Genomic DNA, 26,509 nt, shown 5'->3' with positions numbered 1-26,509 from the left:
ATTGTAGCATAATCCATCATAGAAGAAAATGAAAACTACTTATTCACCTGTAAGATTTCCGCCTTATTTTTCGTGACGACACCTTCGTAATAAACAATTTTCGATAAATATTTCACTGAAGATTTATGTATAAAAAGCAGTTGGACGACAGAAAGAAAAATAAATTGAATCAGTAATATACGAATTATAATTTTCTCCACTTTTTTCAAAAAAACTCACTCCTTCCCTCTCTACACTTACACATCTACTCTCATAAATTTCCATAAATAAAACCTAACCTAATAACCACTTACCGGAGCACACTTAAAGTAATTTATTTTATTGTCATTTTCTAAGCCTACTTTTATACATTTTCATTGTCGAATTTACTCAAAACATGTTATGTTCTAAATGTATTTTTCAACTTGAAAGGGGTATAAGCATTGAAAAGAATCCTAGTTTTACACACAGGTGGAACAATTGCAATGGAGGAAGATAAAGAAACTGGGGTCGTACAACCAGGTAAAAAGAATCCTCTTTTAAAATTTATTCCTGATTTAGAAGGCGATGTTGATTTAATTGTCGAAGATGTGTTCCATCTTCCATCTCCTCACATGACTCCTAGCGAAATGCTACAATTGCAAGTCATCATTGACGAAAGAGTAAAACAAGACGATATTCACGGCGTAGTCATCACGCATGGTACCGATACATTAGAAGAGACAGCTTATTTTCTTGATTTAACAGTTCAAGCAACTATCCCAATCGTTGTGACAGGGGCAATGCGTTCTAGTAATGAATTAGGTGCCGATGGTCTATATAATTTCTTATCAGCTGTAAAAGTTGCTAGTAGTAATGAAGCTGCTGAAAAAGGCGTTCTAGTCGTATTAAATGACGAAATACATTGTGCTACAAATGTAACAAAAACGCACACAAGTAATGTCGCGACATTCCAAAGTCCACAGTACGGACCAATTGGCATGGTAACAAAACGTGGTGTTGTTTTCCATCATGCTTTAGTGCATCACGAAACATGCACAGTACGACAGATTTCTAAAAACGTTGTCGTTCTAAAAGCATACGCAGGTATGGATAATACATTATTATCAGCAATCGAAACACTACCAGTAGACGGGATTGTTATTGAAGCACTTGGACAAGGTAATTTACCTCCAAGAACACTTCCTAGTCTAGGGCGATTAATAGAAAAAGGCATTCCAATTGTATTAGTTTCACGCTGCTTTAACGGTATCGTTCAAGACGTATACTCTTATGAAGGTGGCGGAAAACAATTAAAAGATATGGGCATTGTTTTCACCTACGGTTTAAACGCTCAAAAGGCGCGAATTAAATTACTAGTCGCACTAGAAAACACAAACTCTCACGAAACAATCCAACATATGTTTATGCACGATTAAAAAAGAAGCTGTCGAAGATTTTGCAGTGACCCCTGTCAAGTAGACAGTATTAAAAAAGCGCAACTAAGCAACCTGAGTTCTATATTTATATGGACTCAGGTTATTTAATTTCTTTTGAAATCTTTGATGATTATAAAAGTGCATATATTTACGCACGGCAAGTTTGACCTCATTCGCTTTATGGAAGGAGTGTAAATGAAAACACTCTGCCTTAAAGTGACTGAAGAAGTTTTCCATACAAGCATTATCCCAACAGTTGCCTCTTCGAGACATACTTGCCTTCATCTGATATTTTTTAAGTAATTGATTATATTGACGAGATGTATACTGGGACCCTTGATCACTATGTAAGAGGATTCCCTTCATATTTCGTTTTTTCTTTGCCTTTTTAAGTGTATCTAACACAAGTTTTAAGTCGTTTCTACGACTGGTTTCATAGGCAACAATCTCATTATTGTATAAATCCTTAATAGCGGATAAGTACAAGCGCTGTCCATTGAAAATCAAATAGGTAATATCGGTTACCCATTTCTCATTCGGTTTTGAAGCTTGAAACTCCCTATTTAGATGGTTCTCTGAAATCACATAAGCTTCTTTTTTCCGTAATAAGGTCGTTTTTTCCTAATTACGGCTTTGATACCTAGTTCACTCATCAATCTTTGGATGCGTTTATGATTCAAATGAAGGTTATATGTGGCTTTCAGCCACACTTGTATTCTTCTATATCCATAAATTCCTCTTAATTTTTTATGACACTCCAATATCTTTTTCTTAATTTCGATATCCTCTGATTGTTTTTTTGAAGGCGTCGTATGCCGTTTTATCCATTTGTAGTACCCACTTCTGGTTACACCAGCAATATCGCATAGAATGGTCACTGTATAACCTGTTTTTGTCATTTCATGGATGACTTCGAATTTTTTCGTTTTGGATACGACTTTCATTCCTCCTTTTACATTCCTAAGAGCTTTTTTAACATTTCATTTTCCGCTTCTAATCGTCGGATCTTAGCTTCAGGATCTTCGGGTCTAACCCTTGGTCTACCTAAACCTGGTCCTTTCGCTTTACCGCGTTTTTCTTCTAGTCCTTTGATTCCTTCAGCTTCAAAGTATTTCACCCAACGACTTACAACCGAGTGATGAATACCCAATTCTTTCGCAATGGTTTTATAGCTCATGCCTTCTTTTAAGTATAAATCTATAGCTTTTTTCTTAAATTCTACATCGTAAGTGACTCTAATTTTTCCCATAAAAAAATCCCCTCCATAGTAAACAGGTTAATGTGCTTTCTTTTTCCTGTCTACTATAAGGGGATCATATCATTTCGACAGCTTCTTTTTATTCTTCTCTTGATGCAATGGTTTGCGCAATCGCATCTCCATGGAATCTACCGTTCTCGATAAATATTTCATTTGCGTTATTCCCCGCAGCAATTACACCTGCAATAAAAATATTTTCAGCGTTTGTTTCCATACTACCCTCTATATAAATCGGGCGCCCTGTTTCTTCATCAATCCGAACTCCCATTTTTGTTAAGAAGCTGTGGTCTGGATGGTAACCCGTCATAGCAAATACAAAATCGTTTTGAATTGTATTTGCCTCACCATCTACTGTATACGTCAACGTATGCTCAGTGATTTCTTTTACATGCGCATGGAAATGCATTTGAATTGTCCCATTTCGTACTAACGCCTCAAATTCCGGCAAAATCCACGGCTTAATACTTGGCGAGTATTCCCCACCACGGTATAGAACTGTTACACGTGCACCCGATTTAACAAGCTCTAATGCTGCATCTATACTTGAATTTTTACCACCTATTACAACGACATCTCGATCAAAATAAGGGTGTCCTTCTTTGAAATAATGAGCTACTTTCTCAAGTTTCTCACCAGGTACATTCATATAATTCGGATTATCATAATATCCAGTTGCGACAACAATGTATTTCGCAACATATATTTCTTTGTTTCCGTCACGCTTCGTCGTTTCAACTTTAAAAACATCACCATCTTTTTGAACTTGTTCCACTCGTTCAAATGCATTTACACGTATAGATTTACGCTTTACTACTTCACGATAATACGCAAGCGCCTGATTACGAAATGGCTTACGATTTTCTGTAATAAAAGCAACTTCACCAATTTCTAATTTTTCACTAGAGGAGAAAAATGTTTGATGAGTTGGATAATTATAAATTGCATTTACAATGTTTCCTTTTTCGATTACTAACGGATTTAACCCCACTTTTTGCAACGAAATCGCCGCTGCTAATCCGCATGGACCGCCTCCGATAATAATAACTGTTTCTTTTTGCATACTTAGTTCACTCCTAGTCTTCTACCTCTGCTCTATTTATATAAACAAGAAAAAACCTACTTACAGCAGTAGGCATCTATCTTTATTGTATTCATTTTTCATATATTTGTCATCTAAACGAAACATACATCCGATAGACATCTGCTAAAAACTGCTGAAATTTAATTCCTTGTTGCCCTAATACATTCTCAGGATCGATTTTCCGAGTAGGATCCAACGTTTTGTGTGACACAATAGCCTTTTTAGGATTTAAACCGAAATTTTGACATAAATAAGCGTGATACCACGTAAAACGAGTATACGCCTCCCAAAAGTTTACGTCGCCACCATAGCAAAGTTCAACCCCAATTGCAGCCTTATTCGCATCATAACCGAATAACTCATTATCCGTTGGCACATTGTATCGAACATGGTACGCAACTTCATTTATAGGGACAATTTCTAATATTGTTTTATCATCAATAAATGTATGCGCTGAAGCTTTCGGTTGTATTTCATTAAAGTAATCCCGATTTCCTATCGCATTGCTACCAGGGTTCCCCGTGTCATGACTTACAATAAATCTTACTTTTGAAAGAGGAATTCCTGGTCGTGAATTTCCATACCCAATATAGTTACGCTCTATAGGGAACATCGCCATTACTACCAACTCCCGCTCTAAAAAATTACCTTACTTCCTTATATATGTATTCGGTGGCAATGTCCTTATGGCATATTTCTTATGCGAAGAGAACATCGAAAATATTTGATGTGAATACCATAAATAATACAATACTTACAGCCACTCCGTAAAAACCGTAAAACCAAATACAATCTTCTTTCGTATCTAAACCGAAAAATTTATTTACCGATTGTAATAATGTGCCACGCTTGCTTTGTTTGTTTCGTAATACTTCCACTCGTTCTACAACATCTGCTGGCATCATAAATCTTTGGTCTACTGTCATTTTCATCATTTATCTCTCCTTAAAATCATTTCCGTTTTGCTTATCTAAGGAAAGTATAGCACGTTCGTTCGTACAGAACAAGCGTTCTTTTTTATTTTTTATTCTATTTTTCACCAAACCAAGTAATAATTGTGAATATAAACGCGATAATTGTTCCAACTACAACTGCCCCAAATATTAAAAACAATACTCCTTCGCCGAACAGCCGAACGACACTTGTTTTTCGGGCTCTCTTAGCTCTTGCAAGTTCACCCTCTAACACCTTAACCTTTTCTTCTAATTGGTCTACTCGTTCCATTATTTCATTCCCCATATACAACACCTCATTTAATACTTCAACAAAAAAACGCGATTCCCTCGAAAGGAAATCACGTTTTCTCAAAACATTATATATTATACCCAACCTCTGAAGCGACTAGCCTCAGCCATTTTACGAACACCAATCATGTATGCAGCTAAGCGCATGTTCACTTTACGAACTTGTGATGTTTCATAAATTGAATCGAATGATTTTACCATTACTTTTTCTAAACGTTGTTCTACTTCTTCCTCAGTCCAGTAGTAACCTTGGTTATTTTGTACCCACTCAAAGTAAGATACCGTAACGCCACCAGCACTTGCTAATACGTCTGGAACAAGTAAGATACCACGATCTGTTAAGATTTTTGTTGCTTCTAATGTAGTTGGACCATTTGCAGCTTCAACCACAATTTTCGCTTTAATCTTATCAGCATTTTCTTCTGTAATTTGGTTCTCAATTGCAGCAGGAACTAAAATGTCGCAATCAAGTTCTAACAGTTCTGTATTTGAAATTGTATTATTAAATAGTTTTGTTACAGTACCAAAGCTATCGCGACGATCTAGTAAGTAGTCAATATCTAATCCATTCGGATCATGTAATGCACCGTAAGCATCTGAAATTGCAATTACTTTCGCGCCTGCATCATGCATAAATTTAGCTAAGAAGCTACCCGCATTACCAAATCCTTGAACAACAACGCGTGCACCTTTAATATCAATGTCACGTTTTTTCGCAGCTTCACGAATACAAATTGTTACACCTTTTGCAGTCGCTGTTTCACGTCCGTGTGATCCACCTAATACAAGTGGTTTACCTGTAATAAATCCTGGTGAATTAAATTCATCGATACGGCTATACTCATCCATCATCCATGCCATAATTTGTGAGTTTGTAAATACATCTGGAGCCGGAATATCTTTTGTCGGACCAACAATTTGGCTAATTGCTCGTACATAACCGCGGCTTAATCTTTCTAATTCACGGAAAGACATCTCACGTGGGTCACAAATGATTCCACCTTTACCTCCACCATATGGTAAATCAACAATACCACATTTTAAACTCATCCAAATAGAAAGTGCTTTCACTTCATTTTCTGTTACGTTTGGATGGAAGCGAATTCCACCTTTCGTTGGACCAACAGCATCATTATGTTGTGCACGATATCCTGTAAATATTTTAACAGTCCCGTCATCCATACGAACTGGAATTTTCACTGTCATCATACGAATTGGCTCTTTTAATAATTCATATACTTCGTTTGGATAACCCAATTTTTCTAATGCTTCATTAATTACAATTTGTGTTGAATTTAACAATTCAAAATGTTGTTCCCCTTGTTGTTGTATTTTCGTTTGAGTTCCCTTTTCGGCTACCATAGTAAGTAAACCCCCTGTAATTTCACTTGTTTAGTAAACCTTCATTGCCTAGTATACACCGTTAAATTTGGAATGCAATAGAAAACGCTAACAAATATATACAAACTATTTTGTATTGCAAGCGTTTTCACTATTATTATAGTCCTTTTATCGCTTTTAGAAAAGTAAAATACTTAAATATTTAAATATTTTTTATTTTCATCAAAATACATTCGATAAAACAATTATTTCATCAAGAAATACTGATTACATTTTAACATACAGATTGGCTAGTCTTGTTACCTACACTTCGTTTTATAGATTTTAGATTTTCAGCTGAATAAAAATAAAACCTCAAGCTACGTTACATTAGCTGAGGTTTTGTTTTTTCACAAAGTAATTGTATATTTGTTCAATCGCTTGAGAATCCATTAATTCTTTACCATATTCCATTACGCGGTAAATTGTTGCTGTTGACGGATTACCGTACTCCGCTAAAATAGCTATAAAATCCGCCTTCAATAATTGAAATTGCTCTTCTTCTTCTATCCAAAGATAAAAACGATCATCCCACGTATACAACTTCCCATCAGTTACACCAAGGTTATATAAGCGATTTGACAAATTGATTACATCATCTAATGTAGCAAACTCGTAAAGTATATGTTCACTTTCATCAAGAGTCACTTGCATTTCAATAAACTCGTCACGGAACTCATCTTCTGTGTCCACTTCGTGATTTTCTTTTGTTACAATTACAACCATACCTTGAGCTTGTAGAGAAAATACTTCAACAGCAATCGGTCCATCCGCTTCAAACCCTAATTCTGTATTTGCTTCTTGCATCATATCACGGAATAGTTGCTGTACTTTCGGTGCATTTCTCCACAAATCTTCTTTCGTTAATCCTCGTTCAGATAAATCATCAAATGTTAGGAAAATTTTAATCTTATTATAATTTAAACGTTCCAGTCTCATCTCATACCCTCCCTACGTAACCATTGCATCTAATTTTTATTATATGAAATAGAAAATAGATGGTTCTTTTCGAACGACTATTCCGACATCTTTAACCATCCATCCCATTCTTCTTTCGTGTTACCAATTAGGATATTTTGAAGATTTAATTGATCTCCAATGCCTTTTCTTCCTATAAAACCACCAGAGATGTTTTCATTTTTTCTTGCAACAAGTCAATAAATTCTACTGCCTCTTCAAGTTCTCGTTCATCATCAAAAGATATAAACAAATATTTAGGTTGTAATTGTTCAATAGCTAGTAAAATACCTTCTTCATCTAAACTTGTCCCCATATACATTGTTTGATATCCTTTTAGTCGTAAATACGTCGCGAAAATAAATCCTTTTAATATATTATTTTCTAAAACGAAAACTTTGTTAACGGAAGAATACACCGACGCATTATGATAGATCATTCCTAAACGTGTTTGTAAGAATGATACAACATATTTGAATTGCGACATTGTAATCTCATTATTACTTTTTAAAGTTAACAACTTGTTTGCCACTTGAAGAATGATGCTCGCAACAACCTTTTCCGTTGAATATATACTAAAAACCTCGTTTAATAATGCAGAAATTGTAATTTCATCAAATTCTAACAAAGCTTGTAGTATATCGTCCACTAAAACAACTTCTGTATCAGTAATTTTTTCTTTTTGAACGTTGTTCTGCAACCGATTCCCTTCTAATAACTGAACTGCTTGTCCAATCATCATCCCCTCAGAAACTTTGTTCATTAACCATTTCAAAATATGAATATGCTCTTCTGTATATAAACGATGCCCCGCACGATTTCTCTTTGGGGCAATAATATGATAGCGTCTTTCCCATGCGCGAAGTGTACTCGGTTGAATTCCGAGTATATTTGAGACAGCTTTTATATTATATTTTCCATTTAAATTCGGCATTATTTCCCTCCGCATAACGTAATGATATGTGTTTGGGAAGGTGCCCGAAAACGAAGAGGGAACAATGTTGTTCCATACCCATTACTAACAAAGAGAGTCGTATTAGAATGCTTATATACGCCACCCTTTAAATACTTTTCAGATGGAAACAACCGAATCTGACCTCCATGTGTATGTCCACTTAATACGAGCGAAATTTGTTCATTACCAGACATTTTCTTTATTATATCTGGGTTGTGACTAATTAAAATGCGAAAACCTTCTTCTTTACAATCAGACAACGCTAAATCTAAACGATCTCGTTCTAATCCAACATCATCGATACCGAGCAAGCAAATTTTCTCTCCTAATTCAGACTCAAATACAACTCTTGTATTATCTAATACCTTCACATTATTTTCTATTAATAAAGCATCTAATTCGTGATATTCAATTTCATAGTCATTATTTCCCCATACAAAATATACAGGGGCTATTTCTCTTAACTTTTGAATATTTAAAGAGATTTGCGATAAAGGTACTCCTTTTTCAGCTAAATCACCGCCAATAATTACGATATCTGCTTTTCCTTTCACTCGTTCAATTAGCGAGCTAGAAATGATCCTTCTATGAATATCCGAAATAAAAAAAACTTTAACTTTTTGAAAACTTTCCGGAAATTCTTCGAATACTAAAGTATGTTCCAACACTGTATTACGCATCGCTTCTTTATACATTCCAAGAAGACATACAAAACCAATGCATATGAGAGTACATAATAATATAATCCATGACATATATTTTTTACTCTCCCTCCTCGTAAAGTATAGTCCTTAATTTTATGTGGAGCTATATATCACTCATTTAGCTAGCTCTCATACTTCGTGGACTTATCTTTTATAGGAATTTTCAATTCTTGTCCTACCTTCACTTCGTCTTCTTGTAAATCATTATACTTTTTTATTATTTCTATCCCATCTTCATCTGAGAAATATTGCTTCGCTATACTTTCTAAAGTTTCTCCATCTTTCACAACATGAGTTGCTACTTTCTCAGGCTGCTTCTTTGATTCAGTCTTAGCGGAATCAAAGAAAATTACTTCAAACGCACTTTTCTCAGCATTATTACTATCACCTTTTACCTGTATATACTTATCCGTATACCATAGGATACTAATAGGTAACAATATGAACAAAAATGTTAACACTCGGACGAAAATGTGATTCATTTTAAACTTTGGTTTGTTCTCTTTATTTCTATGAATTTCACTACGCGGCGGTAAACTTTCATCTTCTTCCACTTGCTCAACTTCTAACTCCTCTTCAAAATCAGGAATTCGTTTTCTCATGTTGTTCACCACCACCTTCCATTTATTTTCTTAATTGGAGCCCCATTATAAAATCAACAAGAAAGTGTGCAAAGATTGTTATAAACAAATTTCCCGTCCACTCGAATACATAACCAAAAACAAAACTAATAAAGCAGACGAAACAAAACAAAAAAGGCTTCGTTATATACCGAATATGTAACACAGCAAAAATTAAACTCGCTATTACAATTCCGAAATGAGTCTGCACTACACCTCTAAATAAAAACTCTTCCGCAAAGCCAATAATAAACGTGATAACGAGTAAATGCATGACAGAAATCCCTTGAAACATTCTATCGTTAATGCCACCATCATCAAACCAAGATTCTGGAAACACTCGCATTGCAACATAATCTAATAACACAATACAAATCGCTAACAAGCTACCTATTAAAAGTATAGAAACCGGTTCCCATTTCCATAAACTATAAACTTCTCTTTTATCTTGAAATAATATATATGCTAGTAAACAACCGATACCAATAATGATTAGTTGTGTTATGTAGAGATTCAGTCTTATTTCTCTCGGACTCATATCTTCAACATTATGCCTTTGAATGTTCATCATTCCTCCATCTTTCCTAGGCCGAAAAGCTTTTGTAACTCTGTTTCCCAATTATAGTCGAAAACTAACTGTTGCGCTCGTCTTTTTTTATAATCCGTTTTTGTAATACCACAGTAATCACAACAGTTTTCTATCTCTTTTTCTTTTCTATAACCGAATTGTTGTAATAAATATTCACGTCTACATCCTTGAACTTGTATCCATGACTTCATATTTTCTAGCTCACTATATTTATTACGCATTCTCACTTCCACTTCCGCTATTAATCTGTGCATTATTTCATCTGACAAGCTCTCTAGCATGAGATTTCGCTGTTGTATGATTCCAAGATGCTCGAGATGATAACGTGTAAAGCGCCAATACTGTTCATTAAATCTTGCTGCATTATAACAAATTTCTTCTACATCTTCTAATGGTAATACTTTCGTTTGAAACATTCTTTCTTGTAGTAACGAAAATAAAAATTGTATTTGCGATTTACTTGGTAATTCATCTTCAATGATTGAAATTGGCAAATCGTGATCCAATGGACTACATAATAAAATGGCTATACTCAATTCTCCATCTCTTCCCGCTCTTCCAATTTCTTGTAAATAGGAAGCTACATTTGTCGGATATTGAAAATGAATAATATATCTTGTATTCGCCTTATTTACCCCCATCCCAAAAGCACTTGTACATATTACAATTTGCAACTGGTCATTCATAAACTGTTGTTGAATTAACATACGCTCTTCATGTTCCATACCACCATGATAAAAAGCTACACCTGTAATTCCTTTTCCTCTTAAATACTCGGTTAAACGCTCTGTCCAGGCCCTACTTGAACAATAAACAATACCAGGCCCTTGCAAATACATTACATGCTCAAAAAGCGCCTCTTTTTTTTCTTCTATTGTTTCCACAAATTGCACTTCCATCGCAATATTTGGACGATCAATTGAGTACACATGCTCAGCAATATTTTTTAGATTTAAACTTTCCGCTATATCTCGCAGTACATCCTTTGTCGCAGTTGCTGTTAATGCTAGTACTGTCGGAGATCCGATACTCTCAATTACTTTATCTAATTTTTTATAATCTGGCCGAAAATCATAGCCCCATTGTGAAATACAATGCGCTTCATCTACGACAAATAATGAAATATGAATTTTTTTCAATTCTCTTATTAGAAGTTCCGACTGCAACATCTCTGGTGATACGAAAACAAATTTATAAAAAGATAGCTTTTTCATTGCTTCTCTTTTTTCAATTAACGTCCGAAAACTATTCAATGCAATAACTCGATTTTTCACGACATACTTTAATTGCGTAACTTGGTCTTCCATTAAAGATAATAATGGTGATACAACAAGCACCGTACCCTCTTGCAGAAGCCCCGGAAGTTGATAACACATTGACTTTCCCCTTCCAGTCGGAAGCATTGCTACAACATCTTTTCCTTCCAATAAGTCCGTAATAACTCCTTTTTGCCCCGGACGAAATTCAGAATATCCAAACCACTTATATAAATATTCCTCAAGCTTCATTTATACCCTCCATCCGTGCCAATACAAGACGTACTTCAAAATAAGAGATTTCCTCTCCAACCGCTTGCTTCAACACACGCAATTTACGTGTTTGTAATGCTTCAATTACTTTTGTTACTTTTTCCATTTTTTCTTTTTCCATAAACATTTCAATAGAAAATTCTTTTTCTCGTAAAGCAATTTCTACAAAATGGTCTTCTATCGTGGCAACCTTCAAATTCCGAATTGTTGCTATTTCTTCTAAAGAGCGTCCTTTTCTCCAAAGATTATATGTTTTTTTCGTTGATAAACTAAATAAATCAGCTTTCTCATTTGGATAAGATATAATTTCAGCTAATAATGGAAACTCATTTTCTTTATTGCGAACTTCTTGAATAAGGAAATGAATTGTACCCCAAAATAAAAAATACACTCGAAATATATCTTGTTTCGTAATTTCCGCTAATTGTTGTAAAGTACACCCAATACGTTTATACCCAGTTAACCGATATATTACGATTGTCGCCTCTACTGGATTATTTTTTTGTAAAAGAGTATGCATTTCCTTCCATAATCTTTTAGCCAATTCACTTCTCATATACGGTATTCCAGTGAGAAAACGTTTCACCCACATCATTATTTCTGTATCCTGTTGAATTGGAATAAATTTCGTATTCGCCTGTTGTAAATTCGAAATGGTTTGAACGATCAATGATAATCTCTTCCAAAACGTTTCACCTATTTCACCATAGTGTAAACCATTTAAATATGTCGGAAAGGCAAAGTCACCTTCCCATTTGTTTAATTGCACGTTACCAGCAGTCGTTAACACATATGTATTATCATGTATACCTTGAACTAAATCCGTTTGTAACAACTTTGCAACTTCTTGATCATAATCAGCTCTATTTAATGACTTATAAATCCCAAACAAAAAAGAAATTTGAAACATATTCCCATCTTGTAATGTTTGCGACGATCTCTTTCCTTTTAATAAATAATAAATCGAAGAAACGGTTCTTTCACCATTCAATTGTTTTAAACAATATAATAAAGTATATTGTAGCTGCATTACCGCTTCCACCTCTCAGTCTAACTTCATTCCTTTTTCAATACGATTGCACATTAACTGCTATTCATTTAACTTATCATATTCACACTACATGCTTGTATATATTCTATTGTATCAAACGAAATAACATTTAAGTATTTTGAAAATCTTATGAAATAATTCAAAAATAAGTTGACACTCTAATTGATAAGCATTATCATTATAATTTTATGTTGAAAAGTTTTTAAAACCGTTTTACAATAAGATTATAATTTTTTGGCGAACTTTTCACATACATATTATCAGGAGGGAAAAAATATGGCAAAATATACAATCGTTGACAAAGATACTTGTATTGCATGCGGTGCTTGTGGTGCTGCTGCACCAGACATTTATGACTATGATGATGAAGGCATTGCATTTGTAACATTAGACGATAACCAAGGTATCGTTGAAATTCCAGATGTATTAATTGAAGATATGATGGATGCATTCGAAGGTTGTCCAACTGACTCAATTAAAGTTGCTGACGAATCATTTGATGGCGACTCTTTAAAATTCGAATAGTCTTTTATTAACTTCAAAAAATCCCCCTCATAAGTATGAGGGGGATTTTTTGCACTCTTTTTCATTCTCACTAACAAAAAAACCATTAGCAGTTACGCTGCCAATGGTTTAATATTTTTAAGCATTTTTCATTTTTGCAAATACCCATACTTTCAAGCGTGAAAATAATGCTACAAATACAATTGTTACAACAATTCCTTTAATTACATTAAACGGTAATATTGCCGTTACAATAGTTTGTCGCATAATATCACTAGACATAGCTGGTGAATTTAAAAACCAAGTGTACGCTGGTAAAATAATAAAGTAGTTTAACACACTCATAATAACTGTCATAGTAATTGTACCTAGCATTAATCCTGTCGTTAAACTTTTTACTGTGCGATACTTTCGGAATAAGAATGCTGCTGGACCAATAAATAAACATCCCGCTATAAAGTTTGCTACTTCTCCTACTGGTACTCCCGTTAAACTTCCTTGAATTCCGTAATGCAAAATATTTTTTATCGCTTCTACAATTACACCTGCAATTGGACTAAAAATTATCGCCGCAATTAAAGCTGGCACATCACTAAAATCAATTTTTAAAAATGGCGGAAGCCCTGGGAATGGAAAATCCAACATCATTAGTAAATACGCAATACTACTTAGCATCGCTACACTCACCATCTGCACTACACTGTTTTTTTGTTTCATCTTTCTCTCTCCTTTTCCATCGATCTTCTCATGGAAAGTGGAAAGGTTCTGCTATGCCTATTTTTTCATAGAACGAAAAAACCCTTTGTGATTTACACAAAGGGAGAATTTTAAGGCACATCAAACAGACGTTCAAATACTTATCTTTTTTGAACGCTTGAACCTCCATCTTCTCCCATCCAGACTGTACTGTCGGCTTTGGAATCACACCAAATCCTGCCTTAACGGCTCGCGGGCTTAGAACGAAATTATAAAATGTTCATCACCGCCGGTCGGGATTTTCACCCTGCCCCGAAGATAGACCGATATTCTATTTTCCACTTCATTATACAACAACATGATCGTATTGTGAACAAAAAAAGTGTAACTTACTAAAAATAAGTTATTGATTTTATATAATTAAAGAAACGATCACTATATTTTACAATACAACCCATATTTTTTATAATTCGGTATTTCTCTTATGAATCCCCCTAGTCATATGTCGTCAAAAGTGATAAGATGTTGAATTGTTAAGATAAGAACATTTTCTGAGTTATGGAGGAAATGTCATGAAGAAAGATAAAAGACACTCTATTCGAGAAGCAATGAAAAAGAACTTAAGAAAAGAATACTTTTATTTGAAAAAAGAATTACTTTTCTACTGTCCAATTGATCTAGGCACATTCTCAAGAGAGACATACTACGCTACTTTTGACCAAGATGGCATAAGTATTTATCAGTATGATAAAAAAACAGAAAGTAAATTAAAATTGTGTGAGCGTCATCCATGGAAGAGTTGGAATAAGGTAAAAGTTGATCACTATTTAACAACTTCTCAATTTATTTTCCAAGGTGAGCGAAACTGGATTTTATCCCTTTTCCAAAAAGGAAAAGAAGCTCAAAAAATAATTGAAGAACATACATCTTTACAAACGGAAGTTGTTTCCCGTCCGTTTTCCAAGAAACTTCCTGGTTTCCGTTCTGATACACCATTGAATAAATACATCGGTTGCATTTGTTACACTGCACTTATTGCATTTTTATTAAAATGGATGATTCCATTTCAAGCACCACAAATCGCCCTGTATTCTCTTTCAATTGGCTTTATGCTTCTTGGTTTACTTTGTCTTACAATTGGTCTAATCGAACCAACTATCGTACTATTTCGGACAAAAGAAAAAAGAAGAACAAAAGTCTTTTACTTATATAGCTACTTAGCTATTACTGGATTTATATGTGTCTTTATTTTTTGGTAAAAGAAGCCGTCCCAAAAGATCTTTTGGGACGGTTTTTCGTTAGGAATAGGTTGCTCTTACTGTCGCATTTTATTGTTAGTCGACATTTCTTGTCGAAATGTCGATATAATAATAGCTATGTTCGATATAAATTTGCGTCGATATAATTTCATTTACTATCGCAATCTTAAATAAGAAAAAAATAACTTTATTCAAAAGTTATGCTTTTGAGACGTTACCTTTACTTGACGTATAGTTGTTGGTTCGGATAGATTTGCTCTTGTCGCAATCCATTCCTCACTTTAATTTCCTCAACTGTCATACTAAATTTCCGGGCGATACCAACTAAAGTATCACCTTTTTGTACAATATATAGTGATGATGACACAACTTGATTTTTTTGTTCATTTAAAACAAGCAACGGATTCATCGCATTCCTTTTCTCCATCGTCCATCTCCCTTGATGCACTTCTAAATGTAAATGCGCTCCTCGCGATTCTCCTGTATTCCCTACCTCTCCAATTAGCTCTCCTTTTGAAATGTTATCACCTTGAACTACATATCTCTTATTTAAATGCGCATAAACAGCCTCATATTCTCCATGTTTAATAAACACAACATTTCCATAACTACTTGAAAAATAAGACTTTGTCACCTTACCATTTTGAATAGCTGCAACAGGCGTTCCAATAGGCGCAGCTATATCAATACCATAGTGTTTCCCATGTCTTGTCCCAAAATAATCACTTATCTGCCCATCAACAGGCCATATCCACTGATTCCCTTCAGCGTAAACATGTAATTGAGATAAAAATAATACACTCAATATCACCACGCCACATTTTAACGCTTTCATATACATCCTCCGTTTTCTAATAACCGTCATACCTTCTCTATTGTGGGATATTACAGAAAAAAGTATACAAAAAAAGAAAGTGGATTACTCCACTTCCTTCTCTTCTTTATTACGAAAAACAAGTGCACTGCGGTTATACTCCACATCTTTCACTTGTAAACGCGCATTTATTACTCTAGCAAGCGCAAATAAATAATCAGATAACCTATTTATATACTTTAGAACAATTTCATTGGTTTCTCCTTCTTTTTGCAATGACACTATACAACGTTCTGCTCTTCTTATAACTGTACGTGCAATGTGTAGTGCAGCCGATATCTCGCTACCGCCTGGTAAAATAAAACGCTCTAAAGGCGGCGCTTCTTCTGTATACGAATCAATTCGTCTCTCTAAATACTCGACCATCTCTATCGTTACTTTATAAGGGATTTTCTTCTCTACTATTGCTAAATCCCCTCCACAATCAAATAGTTCATGTTGAATATTTTCAAGTTCGTTATAAATGTTACGAAAACATTCCTCTTGTAATTTAGACATGGCATATCCGATATGAGAATTCGCCTCATCAATTGTTCCATAAGCTTCTACACGTATATGATCTTTATCCACTCGGCCACCTATGACACTCGTTTCCCCTTTATCACCTGTTTTTGTATAAAGTTTCATTTCATTATGACACCTCTCTTTTTATTTTCATTCTGATTATTAAAGAAAAAAAACTCTACCATTCTTTATTTAATTGCACTTACAAAAAAATAAAAAAACAGTAAAGCTTTTATTCATGATCAACTTTTAAAAAACATATATATCTAAATTATACGATTTGGTAAATATACAGAGAATGTAGTTCCTTCTCCAACGACACTTGATACAGAAATTTTCCCGTCATGACCTTGAACAATATTTTTAGCAATCGCAAGCCCGAGTCCTGTTCCAACTTTTTTCCCTCGCGTTCTTGCTTTATCAGCTTTATAGAATCGATCGAACAAGAACGGAATATCTTCTTCTGGAATACCAGCACCTGAATCTTGCACTTCGAAAGTAAGGCCACTATTTTTCGTATTAATTACAAGTGTAACATGTCCACCTGCATTTGTATGACGGATTGCATTATCAATTAAATTCGTCAGTACCTGTTCCATACGGTCTGCATCAAACGGATATTGTTCAATTGGACTTTGGAAATCCACTGTTAATTGGACTTCTTTATCCTTTGCAATCCCCTGGAATTTACGGCCAATTTTTTCGACAAATGGATGAATATCTACTTCACCTATATGTAACTCTACATGTCCACTTTCCATACGGGCTAAATCTAATAACTCATTTACAAGTTTACCTAAACGAACAGATTCATCATAAATAATTTGAACAAACTCATTAATTTCTTCTTTCGTTTGCACAATATCATCTAAAATTGCTTCACTATATCCTTGAAGCATTACCATCGGTGTACGAAGTTCATGTGATACATTCGCAATAAAGTCTTGACGCATTTTCTCAAGACGACGCTCCTCCGTCATATCTCGCAATACTGCTACAGCTCCACGAATTTTTGTTTGATTGTAAAGCGGTGTCATAAGAACTACGTAGTTACCTTTTTGCAAATTAATTTCAACAACTTGTTGTTGCTCACTTTCTACAACGAGATGGAATAGTTCAACAAGTTCAGAAGGCAGTTTTTTAATTAACTCTACTTCTTTTTCTTCTTGCCAAACTTGTAAGAAGTGTTCTGCCGGTGGGTTGATAACAACGACTTCACCTTCTTGATTTAACGTAACAACACCATCTGCCATACTACTCAAAATGCTAGCTAACTGCTCTTTTTCTTGCTGCAGGGCATTCATATTAAACTTCAACTGTTTTCCCATTTGATTTAAAGCAGTTGCAAGCTCACCAATTTCGTCCTGCGACACCATAGGGGCTTTCGTATCAAATTTCCCGCGCGCTACCTCAAATGCAACCTCACGCATTTTACGAAGTGGTGCCGTAATTCGAGTAGATAAGAAAAATGCAAAGAAAGTCGTTAAAATAATCGCAATCCCGGCTGATAAGAAAATAAAATCAGTCGTTCTCTCCATACCTTGTATTGGAACTTGCAATGATTCATATACAAACACTGCACTTTGATTTTTTGACTGTACTGGTTTCCCGACGATCATAATATCATTTTCAGTATTTTTATTCTTCCTACTATTAGAAGCTTTTCTAATATTATTCTTAATATCCTTTTTATCTGTAAAAACAGCTGCTAATTCTTTATCATTTTTCAAATCATCTATTGTAAGAGTAACTAATCCTTCTTGTTTCGGCGAAGAAGAAATTTCCTTACCGTCTTCTACAATGATAATCCTTGAAAGTGGATCAGAAAATTTGTAAGCAATATCCTCAATTGTTTTTACATCGGCACCTTCTTCAATTAATTCCGTGACACTTGTTGCAACTTTCTGAAGCCTAGCTTCACTCATATCAACATAATACGTTCTAAAAAACTGTGAAAGTAAAATAGCAACAAATCCAAGAACAAACGAAACGAGAAGTAATATGGTCATCCATAACTTCCCTACTACACTTCTCCAAAGCATCAGTCGTTCACAACCTCAAACTTGTAACCTACGCCCCAAACGGTAACAATCATTTTCGCTGCATCTGGTGATTGTTTACTTAACTTTTCACGTAAACGCTTTACATGCGTATCAACTGTACGTAAATCTCCGAAGAACTCATATTGCCATACTTCTTTTAACAATTGCTCACGATCAAAAACTTTATCCGGGGATTTCGCTAAGAATAATAGTAATTCATATTCTTTCGGTGTTAAGTTTACTTCATTACCATCCGCTGTAACGCGGTGCGCATCATTATCAATTGTTAAATGAGGGAAAACAGTAACATCTTTCGTCGTTGTATCTTGTGTAAAGAATGTCGTTGGTACAGCGCGGCGTAATACCGCTTTCACACGAAGTACTACTTCACGCGGGCTAAACGGCTTCACAATATAATCATCAGTTCCAACTTCAAACCCTTGTACCCTATTTACTTCTTCACCTTTTGCTGTCAGCATAATAATTGGCGTCGCTTTCTTCTCACGAATCCCTTTACACACTTCGATACCATCTTTACCAGGCATCATAATATCCAGTAGGATTAAATCATAATCATTTTGTAACGCCATTTCTAAAGCTGTATCACCATTATCCGCTTCTTCAATTGTGTATTGCTCTCTTTCTAAATACATCTTTAATAAACGACGAATACGATCCTCATCGTCTACAATTAAAATTCTTGATTCATTTTCCATTTCTACCCGCTGCGTACTTTTACCACAACGGTTTACACCTACCCTTCTACAATATAATGTTGCACCTATCCTCGTTTAATTAAGCATTTTTTAACGTTCCACTTCCCATATTATGCTTCACAAGAATAATAAAGTTTGTTCATTTTTTTTCCAAAACTATGTATTTTTTTTGAACAGTATATTTGGTCCTCGACATCATTTTACAGAATCAACCGCTACTTTGTCATGTTTTTCTCAAAAAAGAAGAAAATTTGACAAAAATAAAATAGGAAAGTGACATACACTCTCCTATTTTATTTCTCTATGCATATGAATGTAAACCCGCAATAATTAAGTTTACTACAATAAAGTTAAACATAATGATTGCAAAACCAATCACTGCAAGCCAGGCGGATTTTTCTCCATGCCATCCTTTAGATAAACGTAAATGTAATACCGCAGCATAAAAGAGCCAAGTAATAAGCGCCCAAACTTCTTTTGGATCCCAACCCCAAAAGCGCGTCCAAGCGATTTGAGCCCAAATCATGGCGAAAATTAATGCACCTAATGTGAAAACTGGGAATCCAATTGCAATAGAGCGATATCCAATTTCATCTAACAAATCACTATTCGTATTTTTCACTAACGGCTGAAGCGCCGCTGATACTCGTTTACGTAATGTAAGCCTTAATACGACATATAGCAATGTTCCGACTAACACAGACCAAATTACTGTATTTAATTTTTTCGCATTTACAATCGCCGGAACTTCAACTGTCGGCTCTAATTTATTTTCTGACAATAACTTTCCTTCGTGCGGTCCCACTAAAGCCGGAAGATTGTACTTCATTTCCACTTGTTGTTCATTTTTATCAACCCATTGAAACTTCGCTTCATATTTCATACTAGAAAATACCGTTGTCACTCCAATAAAACCAACTGTACAAACAAGTGTGAACACTACCGTTTCTAACCAAAATGTACGTTTGCTTCTCGTTGATTGATCTACATTCTTCAATAAATACATAACGCCCGTAATAAAACTAATTGCTAAAATTGCTTGTCCTGCTGCTGCAGTCGTCACGTGAATATGTAACCAATTACTTTTTAAAGATGGAATAAGCGGAGATATTTCCCTCGGAAACATACTCGCATATGCAATTAATAAAAGCGCAACTGGTAATGCAAAGAGTCCAATTATACTTACGCGGTACATAAAATACATGACAATAAATGCTCCAACAAGCATCATGCCGAAAAACGTACCGAATTCAAAAAAGTTACTAACTGGTGCATGTCCTGATGCAATCCATCTTGTAACAAAATATACTGTTTGTGCAATAAACCCTAAAATTGTAATCGTTATTCCTATATTTGCCCATTTATGACCTTTTTCTTTAATTGCTCCCCCGAAAAATAGAGTTGCAATTAAATATAAAATAAATGCGGTAAAGAGAAAGTTACTACTTATTTGCACCATATCGTTTCCCCACCTTAACTAATTTTTTTATCCACTACTTTATCGCTTGGCTGCGGAATTGCTGTACCTTCTAGTACTCTTTCAATATCTTTCTTTAAACCGAACCAATTTTTATTCGTATGTCCTGCAATCCACCATTCATCATTAACGCGTTGTATCCAAATACGGCGATGATTCCAATACATCCCTTGAATCACACCAACCATAAATATAAATCCTCCAATACCGAGAATCCAAAGCGTTAAATCTTTCCTTACAGTAAGTGCTGTTGCATTTTGCATTTCCACACCTGCAAAGGACATTTTATATTTGTTATTCCCATCTGGTTCTATATTTTGCTGAATACCGACAAAACTCACTTCACCATCTGGTGTTTCAGGCGTAAACATTTTAAACACAAATGCAGGGTTGTTTGGTAATTTCGTTTTCGTATTTGGTCTTCCATTCTCGTCAAAATAAAAATCTGGAAAATAGCTTAATAGTTCTAAAGAATAACCATTTCCTAAATCAAATTTTTCTGTAGGATTCGTTAAATCTACTTTAATCGGTCCCCACTTTTGATTATTTTCTTTGTTTTGCAAATGGAATGACATGCTTTTAAATTCACTTTCTTTGTAATCCACTTGATATACAGCAAATTGATCAAATTTCAGCGGTTCATTCACTCGAATTTCCGCTTCTTTTACTTTTTCTAATTTCGGTTTTTGTCCTGCTATATTTTCGCCGACCGCTTTATATAATACAGCATTCGTTTGGAAGTTTTTCGCAATCATTTTATCGCCTACACGATCAATCGCTTCATCAAAAACTTCCTTGTCCTTACTTTTATCATAAACTTCCTTAATAAATTTCTCGTTTTTTAAATAGTATTGACCATCCGTTCCTGGTATTTCTTTCGTTTCACCGTCACGTAACCAAAGGGCTTCGTCTACGTACATACTCGGTAAAAAACGGAGCATTGCACCGAATAAAAAGATAATGAGACCAATATGATTCACATATGGACCCCAGCGTGAAAACCGTCCCTTTTCAGCTAAAATGTTACCGTTTTCCACTTTCACATTATAATTACGTTTCTTTAAATTAATTTGAACTCGTTCTAAGTCACCTTCATGCGGCGTACCAGTCCCGTGCACTCTCTGTCTTTTCAAAAAACTTGGGTGTCTTTTCACCCCTTGTTTTTTTAAAGCTTTATAAAGAGGAATGACACGGTCTAAACTACATATAACAAGTGAAATACCAATGGAAGCAATTAAAATCATGTACCACCATGATCCATATAAATTATTAAATCCTAATTGATAGTATAATTGTCCTAAAAATCCATACTCGGTCTTATAATATTCAGCTGGTTCGATTCCTGGAGTTATGTACATTTCTTGGGGAAAGATAGTTCCTATTGCCGATGCAGCTAAAGTTATTACGATTAACCATACACCTACTTTTACAGAAGAGAAAAAACTCCAAATTTTATCGACTATCGTTTTTGTATGTGTGAGAGATCTCCGAGCACTCCCCTCATATCTCATATCCAATAATTTTATATTTTCATTACTTTCAAATGGTTTCCCACATGCTTCACAAAAAATGGTTCCTATCGGATTAACATGTCCACATTCACACTTAATTTCTTTCAACACTCTCACCGCCCCTATATCTATATGTACTATTGTATATTCTAACCTCAAGTTACCGCAATACTCAGAATTTTTAAATCAGAGGCACTATAAGGATGCACCTCATATGTAAAGGCTTTCTTTATTACGGAGTAATTTTCTTTAAATATCCTTCTAACTGTTCTTTCGTTTGTTCACCTATAATTTGTTCGACTACTATTCCATCTTTATCAATCAAAAAGCTTGTCGGTAATGGTCCTACCCCATATGTGCTTATGATTTTTGTTCCTTTATCAATAGCAACTGGGAATTTCAAATCATATTGTTTCACAAAGTTCTTAACAGCAATATCTGTTTCATCTGCATCTAACGCAATAATTTCAACGCCTTTTTCTTTATACTTTGGATATAATTCGTTCATATAAGGCATTTCTTTTTCACACGGTTTACACCAAGTGCCCCAAAAGTTTAAAAATACACCTTTTCCCTTTAAATCTTTCAGTTCAATTTTCTTTCCTTCTAAATCTGTCACAACAAAGTTAGGTGCTTCTTTTCCAATTTGCATTTTCTCTTTATCAGCAAAAAATCCTTGATAAAGTGTAAATCCTACAGCACCGCATAAAATGAGTAGAATAATAACACGAAATAATAAGCGATTTTTTTTCATATTGTCTCCCCTCTCTTCGACGAGTGATGAATATATGTATTTTTTAATAAATCACCAGCGGAGCATTCCACTGGTGAAAGTTTCACACTATCGATTAGCGCGGCTTTGTAGAAGCCAATGCACGTAATTGTTTCACCTCATGTGGTGACAATTCTCTCGCATCACCAGGTCGCAAGCTACCTACTTCTAAAAAGGCGTAGCGTTCACGCTTTAGTTTCACTACTTTACAATCTAACGCTTCAAACATGCGGCGTACTTGACGATTACGTCCTTCATGAATCGTTAATTGTACAATCGCAGTCTCTTTACGCTTGTCCCAAGAAATAATTTTCACTTGTGCTGGTGCTGTTTTCCCATCTTCTAATGCAACACCTCGTTCTAACATGCGAATTTTCTCACCTGTTAATGGCCCTTTAATTTTTGCAACATACGTTTTTTCAACTTTATATCTCGGATGCATTAATACATTTGCAAATTCACCATCATTTGTCATCAATAATACGCCAGACGTATCATAATCTAAGCGTCCGATTGGGAATAAACGTTGTCTAATTTCAGGGAAAAAGTCTGTTACAACATTTCTTCCTTTATCATCTGATACACTTGAAATTACACCAGTTGGTTTATATAGTAAAAAATAAACAGGTTCTTCTTTTTCAAGAGGGATGTTATTTACTTCCACTTTATCTTGAGGAGTTACTTTTGTTCCTAACTCCTTCACTATTTTCCCATTAACTTTCACTTTCCCTTGCTGAATTAATTCCTCAGCCTTTCTTCTCGATGCAATACCTGCTTGCGCAATCACTTTTTGTAATCGTTCCATTTCTTTTTTTCACCTCAAATTTATCTTACCTTACATTAGAAAGACTTGGCAACCGCCTAAGCTTTATGCCATTTACTTCGCCTATCTTTAACAACATAGCAATGATGATAAACGTCTAAAGGCATATCACGTTTTCACCCTTTATTATTGTTTACACTTTTTCATGTTGTCCACGCTAAAAGTTCATCATTTTGTCAAAAACACCGCATAAAAAAACCACTATTAAACTACACGTTAATAGTGGTCGTATACGTATTATAAGCTAAATAGCGCAAAAAATGAATAGCATTACCGAAACAATAGGGAAACAAACACAATTGAACAAATAATTCCGATTAAATCTGCAAAAAGTCCTACCTTTAATGCATCTCCCATTTTTCTAATACCGACAGCCCCAAAGTATACTGTTAATATATAAAAAGTCGTATCTGTGCTACCTTGCATCGTTGAAGCTAACCTACCAATAAACGAGTCTGGCCCATATGTAGCGATTAAGTCGGTCGTAATACTTAAACCAGCAGATCCCGAAATCGGACGTATAAGTGCAAGTGGAACGATTTCGGCTGGTACATGAATAAAGTCTAACATCGGCTTCATTACCGATATCATCGCATCTAAAGCACCTGATGCCCGGAAAATAGAAATAGATACAAGCATTCCAACCATAAACGGCAAAATGGAAACCGCAATTTGAATCCCTTCTTTTCCGCCCTCAACGAACGATTCGTACGTTGGAACTTTCTTTATCGTGCCATACAAAAGGATAAAACCAATTACACAAGGAATTACCCATAATGAAATTGTATTTACAATACTCATTTTTTCCGCCCCTTTCTACTCCTTCTCCGGTAAAAATAGCGGTCAATCCAAATCGCTCCAATCATCGATAACACTTGTGCTATAAATGTTACGCCAACGATTTCAGTAGGGTTTGCTGATTCATAAGTCATTCGAATCGAAATGACAGTAGTCGGAATTAATGTAATCGCTGAAGTATTTAATGCTAGAAACGTCACCATAGAACGACTTGCTGAATCCTTTCCACCATTTAACTCTTTCAGTTGTTCCATTGCTTTAATACCTAAAGGTGTTGCTGCATTACCTAACCCAAAAAAGTTCGCCATCATATTTGATAAAATGAATCCCATTGACGGGTGATCCTTCGGTATTTCTGGAAATAATCTTTTTACTATCGGCATAAAAAGTGATACTAACTTCTTTAACAATCCAGCTTCCTCAGCAATTTTCATTAAACCGAGCCAAAATACTAAAACACTAATAAGTCCAATACAAATCGTTACAGCATCTTTTGACCCTTCAAACACTGCTTTGGTCACTTCTTCCATCGTTCCATTTATCATGGCATACACAATCCCTATAACTGCCATCGCTGCCCATACGAGATTAACCATCTATCCCAACACCTATCATGTAAGAGAAGATTTCTTTCACGTTATTCCAATACATTCCCGTTGTAGCTACTAACTTTCGTTTACTGTAAAACAAATTTCTTTCTCCAACTTTCTCGTTCCCTACATAAATTTCTGTCTTCCCAATCTTTACTCCATCCGTAAGTTTTGCACTTTTATCGAGCTCAACTTTCAATAACACGCTCTTTCTTTCCTCTTCAGTTAAAGGTACAGAAAAACTATTTTTCGTATAAACATGATTGGCATATTTCTTTTCATTTATTTCAGCGAGTGCGCCTTGTCCTAAAACTTTCGCTTGCTTATAACGTTCAAAGCCTTTATCAAACAAATTCATATGATCATCCCAGTCACTAGAAGCACTCAAAGTTACGACAATTAAATCTAGTCCATCTTTTGAAGCTGTTGTGACAAGCGTCCGTCCTGCTTTCTTCGTAAAACCTGTCTTTCCCCCTGTTGCAAATTCATAATAAGATGTCACAAGCTTATGTTTATTTTTCCACGGATAATCCCAAGAATCTGATTTATACGTTTTTGTTCCAAAAATTTTCTTAAAGGTCTCGTTCCCCATTGCATATTTCGTTAATAATGCCATGTCATAAGCCGACGAATAATGCGATCCATCCCCATCCAAGCCATGCGGGTTTGAGAAATGCGTATCTTTCATTCCGATTTCTTTCGCCTTTTCATTCATTAAATATACAAATCCTTCTATACTCCCTCCCACATTTTCAGCAATTACTTGTGCTGCATCATTACCAGATCTAAGCATTAATCCGTAAACTAAATCTTCTAACTTAACTTTTTGTCCAGGTTTTAAATAAATTGCCGATCCTTCTACTCGTACCGCTTCATTACTAACCGCTACTAATTCTTTCATTTTTCCTGATTCAGCAGCTAATAATGCTGTCATAATTTTTGTTATACTAGCAATTTTTTGTGGCTCATGTTCTAATTTCCCATATAGCACACGACCGGATTGTTGTTCCATTAAGACTGCGTTACGAGCACTGACACCACCGTTCATTTTTGCATATGCAGGAATTGGCATAACGCTTGCGTACATTATAATTAGCGTAATTATTATACAAATTCGTCTCATATTTCCCCCCCACGTCCTTTTGGCACTTTTTGTACAAGTGTATGCTTGGCCTTTT

The 26,509-nt window shown here is 35.0% G+C and carries 30 protein-coding genes, 1 pseudogene and 1 riboswitch; of the genes and pseudogenes, 3 read left to right on the top strand and 28 right to left on the bottom strand.

The window, feature by feature from the left end; translation table 11 throughout:
- Window positions 1-35: 35 nt before the first annotated feature.
- The gene (locus tag JFU23_RS23265) at window positions 36-209 is read right to left on the bottom strand and encodes a DUF5359 family protein (protein ID WP_002135263.1); all 174 of its coding nucleotides are present in this window, start codon (window positions 207-209) and stop codon (window positions 36-38) included.
- 213 nt (window positions 210-422) lie between these two features.
- On the opposite strand from JFU23_RS23265, the gene ansA reads away from it, so the two are divergent.
- The gene (gene ansA, locus JFU23_RS23260; protein ID WP_201032794.1) at window positions 423-1,397 is read left to right on the top strand and encodes an asparaginase; all 975 of its coding nucleotides are present in this window, start codon (window positions 423-425) and stop codon (window positions 1,395-1,397) included.
- A 63-nt stretch (window positions 1,398-1,460) separates the two neighbouring features.
- Here ansA and JFU23_RS23255 read toward each other — a convergent pair whose 3' ends face one another.
- The 15 genes and pseudogenes from JFU23_RS23255 to JFU23_RS23185 form a co-directional block, all read right to left on the bottom strand.
- The gene (locus JFU23_RS23255) at window positions 1,461-1,982 is read right to left on the bottom strand and encodes an IS3 family transposase (protein ID WP_201032793.1); all 522 of its coding nucleotides are present in this window, start codon (window positions 1,980-1,982) and stop codon (window positions 1,461-1,463) included.
- A complete protein-coding gene (locus tag JFU23_RS23250) occupies window positions 1,979-2,341 on the bottom strand; it encodes an IS3 family transposase (RefSeq protein ID WP_201032792.1) in 363 nt (120 codons plus the stop codon). Before JFU23_RS23250 ends, JFU23_RS23255 begins: the two co-directional genes overlap by 4 nt.
- 8 nt (window positions 2,342-2,349) lie before the next feature.
- Window positions 2,350-2,646, bottom strand: coding sequence for a transposase (locus tag JFU23_RS23245; protein WP_002170592.1), 297 nt, complete (start codon window positions 2,644-2,646; stop codon window positions 2,350-2,352).
- 88 nt (window positions 2,647-2,734) lie between these two features.
- Window positions 2,735-3,715, bottom strand: a complete 981-nt coding sequence (locus JFU23_RS23240) for a YpdA family putative bacillithiol disulfide reductase (RefSeq protein WP_002030753.1) — start codon at window positions 3,713-3,715, stop codon at window positions 2,735-2,737.
- A 109-nt stretch (window positions 3,716-3,824) separates the two neighbouring features.
- Entirely contained in the window at window positions 3,825-4,355 is a 531-nt protein-coding gene (locus tag JFU23_RS23235; RefSeq protein ID WP_002011791.1) for a peptidoglycan recognition protein family protein, read from the bottom strand.
- Between the two features lie 79 nt (window positions 4,356-4,434).
- Entirely contained in the window at window positions 4,435-4,671 is a 237-nt protein-coding gene (locus JFU23_RS23230) for a DUF3961 domain-containing protein (protein WP_002011789.1), read from the bottom strand.
- Between the two features lie 94 nt (window positions 4,672-4,765).
- The gene (locus tag JFU23_RS23225) at window positions 4,766-4,975 is read right to left on the bottom strand and encodes a hypothetical protein (RefSeq protein WP_201032791.1); all 210 of its coding nucleotides are present in this window, start codon (window positions 4,973-4,975) and stop codon (window positions 4,766-4,768) included.
- Between the two features lie 80 nt (window positions 4,976-5,055).
- Window positions 5,056-6,342 carry an NAD-specific glutamate dehydrogenase gene (gene gudB / locus JFU23_RS23220; RefSeq protein WP_201032790.1) on the bottom strand — a complete coding sequence of 429 codons (1,287 nt, stop codon included), beginning with the start codon at window positions 6,340-6,342 and terminating at the stop codon, window positions 5,056-5,058.
- Between the two features lie 348 nt (window positions 6,343-6,690).
- A complete protein-coding gene (locus JFU23_RS23215; protein WP_002011786.1) occupies window positions 6,691-7,299 on the bottom strand; it encodes a genetic competence negative regulator in 609 nt (202 codons plus the stop codon).
- 77 nt (window positions 7,300-7,376) lie between these two features.
- Window positions 7,377-8,251: pseudogene (locus JFU23_RS23210) on the bottom strand (MerR family transcriptional regulator).
- A complete protein-coding gene (locus tag JFU23_RS23205) occupies window positions 8,251-9,027 on the bottom strand; it encodes a metallophosphoesterase (RefSeq protein ID WP_002126398.1) in 777 nt (258 codons plus the stop codon). The pseudogene JFU23_RS23210 and the gene JFU23_RS23205 overlap by 1 nt, the downstream one beginning before the upstream one ends.
- A gap of 71 nt (window positions 9,028-9,098) precedes the next feature.
- The gene (locus tag JFU23_RS23200; RefSeq protein ID WP_201032789.1) at window positions 9,099-9,578 is read right to left on the bottom strand and encodes a LysM peptidoglycan-binding domain-containing protein; all 480 of its coding nucleotides are present in this window, start codon (window positions 9,576-9,578) and stop codon (window positions 9,099-9,101) included.
- A 22-nt stretch (window positions 9,579-9,600) separates the two neighbouring features.
- Window positions 9,601-10,164, bottom strand: coding sequence for a CPBP family intramembrane glutamic endopeptidase (locus JFU23_RS23195; protein ID WP_002064506.1), 564 nt, complete (start codon window positions 10,162-10,164; stop codon window positions 9,601-9,603).
- Window positions 10,164-11,693 (bottom strand): RecQ family ATP-dependent DNA helicase, encoded by a 1,530-nt coding sequence (locus JFU23_RS23190; protein WP_002086642.1) that lies wholly within the window; start codon window positions 11,691-11,693, stop codon window positions 10,164-10,166. The genes JFU23_RS23195 and JFU23_RS23190 overlap by 1 nt, the downstream gene beginning before the upstream one ends.
- Window positions 11,683-12,744: a YpbB family protein gene (locus tag JFU23_RS23185; protein WP_201032788.1), complete on the bottom strand. Its 1,062-nt coding sequence runs from the start codon at window positions 12,742-12,744 to the stop codon at window positions 11,683-11,685. The genes JFU23_RS23190 and JFU23_RS23185 overlap by 11 nt, the downstream gene beginning before the upstream one ends.
- 297 nt (window positions 12,745-13,041) lie before the next feature.
- Between JFU23_RS23185 and JFU23_RS23180 the strand changes: the two genes are divergently transcribed.
- Complete coding sequence (locus JFU23_RS23180) at window positions 13,042-13,290, top strand: ferredoxin (protein WP_001151994.1); 249 nt, start codon at window positions 13,042-13,044, stop codon at window positions 13,288-13,290.
- Between the two features lie 117 nt (window positions 13,291-13,407).
- Here the strand turns inward: JFU23_RS23180 and JFU23_RS23175 are convergent, their stop codons facing one another.
- On the bottom strand, window positions 13,408-13,986 hold the full coding sequence (locus JFU23_RS23175) for an ECF transporter S component (protein WP_002011769.1): 579 nt from the start codon (window positions 13,984-13,986) through the stop codon (window positions 13,408-13,410).
- Window positions 13,987-14,149: 163 nt separating this feature from the next.
- A riboswitch (FMN riboswitch) is annotated at window positions 14,150-14,289 on the bottom strand.
- A gap of 248 nt (window positions 14,290-14,537) precedes the next feature.
- Between JFU23_RS23175 and JFU23_RS23170 the strand changes: the two genes are divergently transcribed.
- Window positions 14,538-15,224: a hypothetical protein gene (locus tag JFU23_RS23170; RefSeq protein WP_201032787.1), complete on the top strand. Its 687-nt coding sequence runs from the start codon at window positions 14,538-14,540 to the stop codon at window positions 15,222-15,224.
- 220 nt (window positions 15,225-15,444) lie between these two features.
- Here the strand turns inward: JFU23_RS23170 and JFU23_RS23165 are convergent, their stop codons facing one another.
- From JFU23_RS23165 to JFU23_RS23115, 11 genes are all read right to left on the bottom strand, one after another.
- Window positions 15,445-16,059 carry a peptidoglycan DD-metalloendopeptidase family protein gene (locus tag JFU23_RS23165; protein WP_002141020.1) on the bottom strand — a complete coding sequence of 205 codons (615 nt, stop codon included), beginning with the start codon at window positions 16,057-16,059 and terminating at the stop codon, window positions 15,445-15,447.
- 84 nt (window positions 16,060-16,143) lie between these two features.
- A complete protein-coding gene (locus JFU23_RS23160) occupies window positions 16,144-16,725 on the bottom strand; it encodes a cob(I)yrinic acid a,c-diamide adenosyltransferase (RefSeq protein WP_002086651.1) in 582 nt (193 codons plus the stop codon).
- 143 nt (window positions 16,726-16,868) lie between these two features.
- Window positions 16,869-18,644 (bottom strand): sensor histidine kinase ResE, encoded by a 1,776-nt coding sequence (resE, locus tag JFU23_RS23155; protein WP_085963310.1) that lies wholly within the window; start codon window positions 18,642-18,644, stop codon window positions 16,869-16,871.
- Entirely contained in the window at window positions 18,644-19,360 is a 717-nt protein-coding gene (gene resD, locus JFU23_RS23150) for a DNA-binding response regulator ResD (protein WP_002011758.1), read from the bottom strand. The genes resE and resD overlap by 1 nt, the downstream gene beginning before the upstream one ends.
- 301 nt (window positions 19,361-19,661) lie before the next feature.
- Window positions 19,662-20,819, bottom strand: coding sequence for a cytochrome c biogenesis protein ResC (gene resC, locus JFU23_RS23145; protein WP_088030880.1), 1,158 nt, complete (start codon window positions 20,817-20,819; stop codon window positions 19,662-19,664).
- Window positions 20,820-20,833: 14 nt separating this feature from the next.
- Window positions 20,834-22,459 carry a cytochrome c biogenesis protein ResB gene (resB, locus tag JFU23_RS23140; RefSeq protein WP_201032786.1) on the bottom strand — a complete coding sequence of 542 codons (1,626 nt, stop codon included), beginning with the start codon at window positions 22,457-22,459 and terminating at the stop codon, window positions 20,834-20,836.
- A 121-nt stretch (window positions 22,460-22,580) separates the two neighbouring features.
- The gene (gene resA / locus JFU23_RS23135; RefSeq protein ID WP_002141016.1) at window positions 22,581-23,102 is read right to left on the bottom strand and encodes a thiol-disulfide oxidoreductase ResA; all 522 of its coding nucleotides are present in this window, start codon (window positions 23,100-23,102) and stop codon (window positions 22,581-22,583) included.
- Window positions 23,103-23,196: 94 nt separating this feature from the next.
- A complete protein-coding gene (gene rluB / locus JFU23_RS23130; protein ID WP_061675122.1) occupies window positions 23,197-23,925 on the bottom strand; it encodes a 23S rRNA pseudouridine(2605) synthase RluB in 729 nt (242 codons plus the stop codon).
- A 288-nt stretch (window positions 23,926-24,213) separates the two neighbouring features.
- The gene (gene spmB, locus JFU23_RS23125) at window positions 24,214-24,744 is read right to left on the bottom strand and encodes a spore maturation protein SpmB (protein ID WP_002086660.1); all 531 of its coding nucleotides are present in this window, start codon (window positions 24,742-24,744) and stop codon (window positions 24,214-24,216) included.
- Complete coding sequence (spmA, locus tag JFU23_RS23120) at window positions 24,741-25,337, bottom strand: spore maturation protein SpmA (protein ID WP_002086662.1); 597 nt, start codon at window positions 25,335-25,337, stop codon at window positions 24,741-24,743. The genes spmB and spmA overlap by 4 nt, the downstream gene beginning before the upstream one ends.
- The gene (locus JFU23_RS23115) at window positions 25,330-26,454 is read right to left on the bottom strand and encodes a D-alanyl-D-alanine carboxypeptidase family protein (RefSeq protein WP_201032785.1); all 1,125 of its coding nucleotides are present in this window, start codon (window positions 26,452-26,454) and stop codon (window positions 25,330-25,332) included. Before JFU23_RS23115 ends, spmA begins: the two co-directional genes overlap by 8 nt.
- Window positions 26,455-26,509: the final 55 nt, after the last annotated feature.

This window comes from Bacillus sp. TH50 (genome assembly GCF_016650565.1).
GTDB classification, from domain to species: Bacteria; Bacillota; Bacilli; order Bacillales; family Bacillaceae_G; genus Bacillus_A; species Bacillus_A mycoides.
Note: the sequence above shows the minus strand (reverse complement) of the source record. Positions and strands in the feature narration are given on the sequence as shown.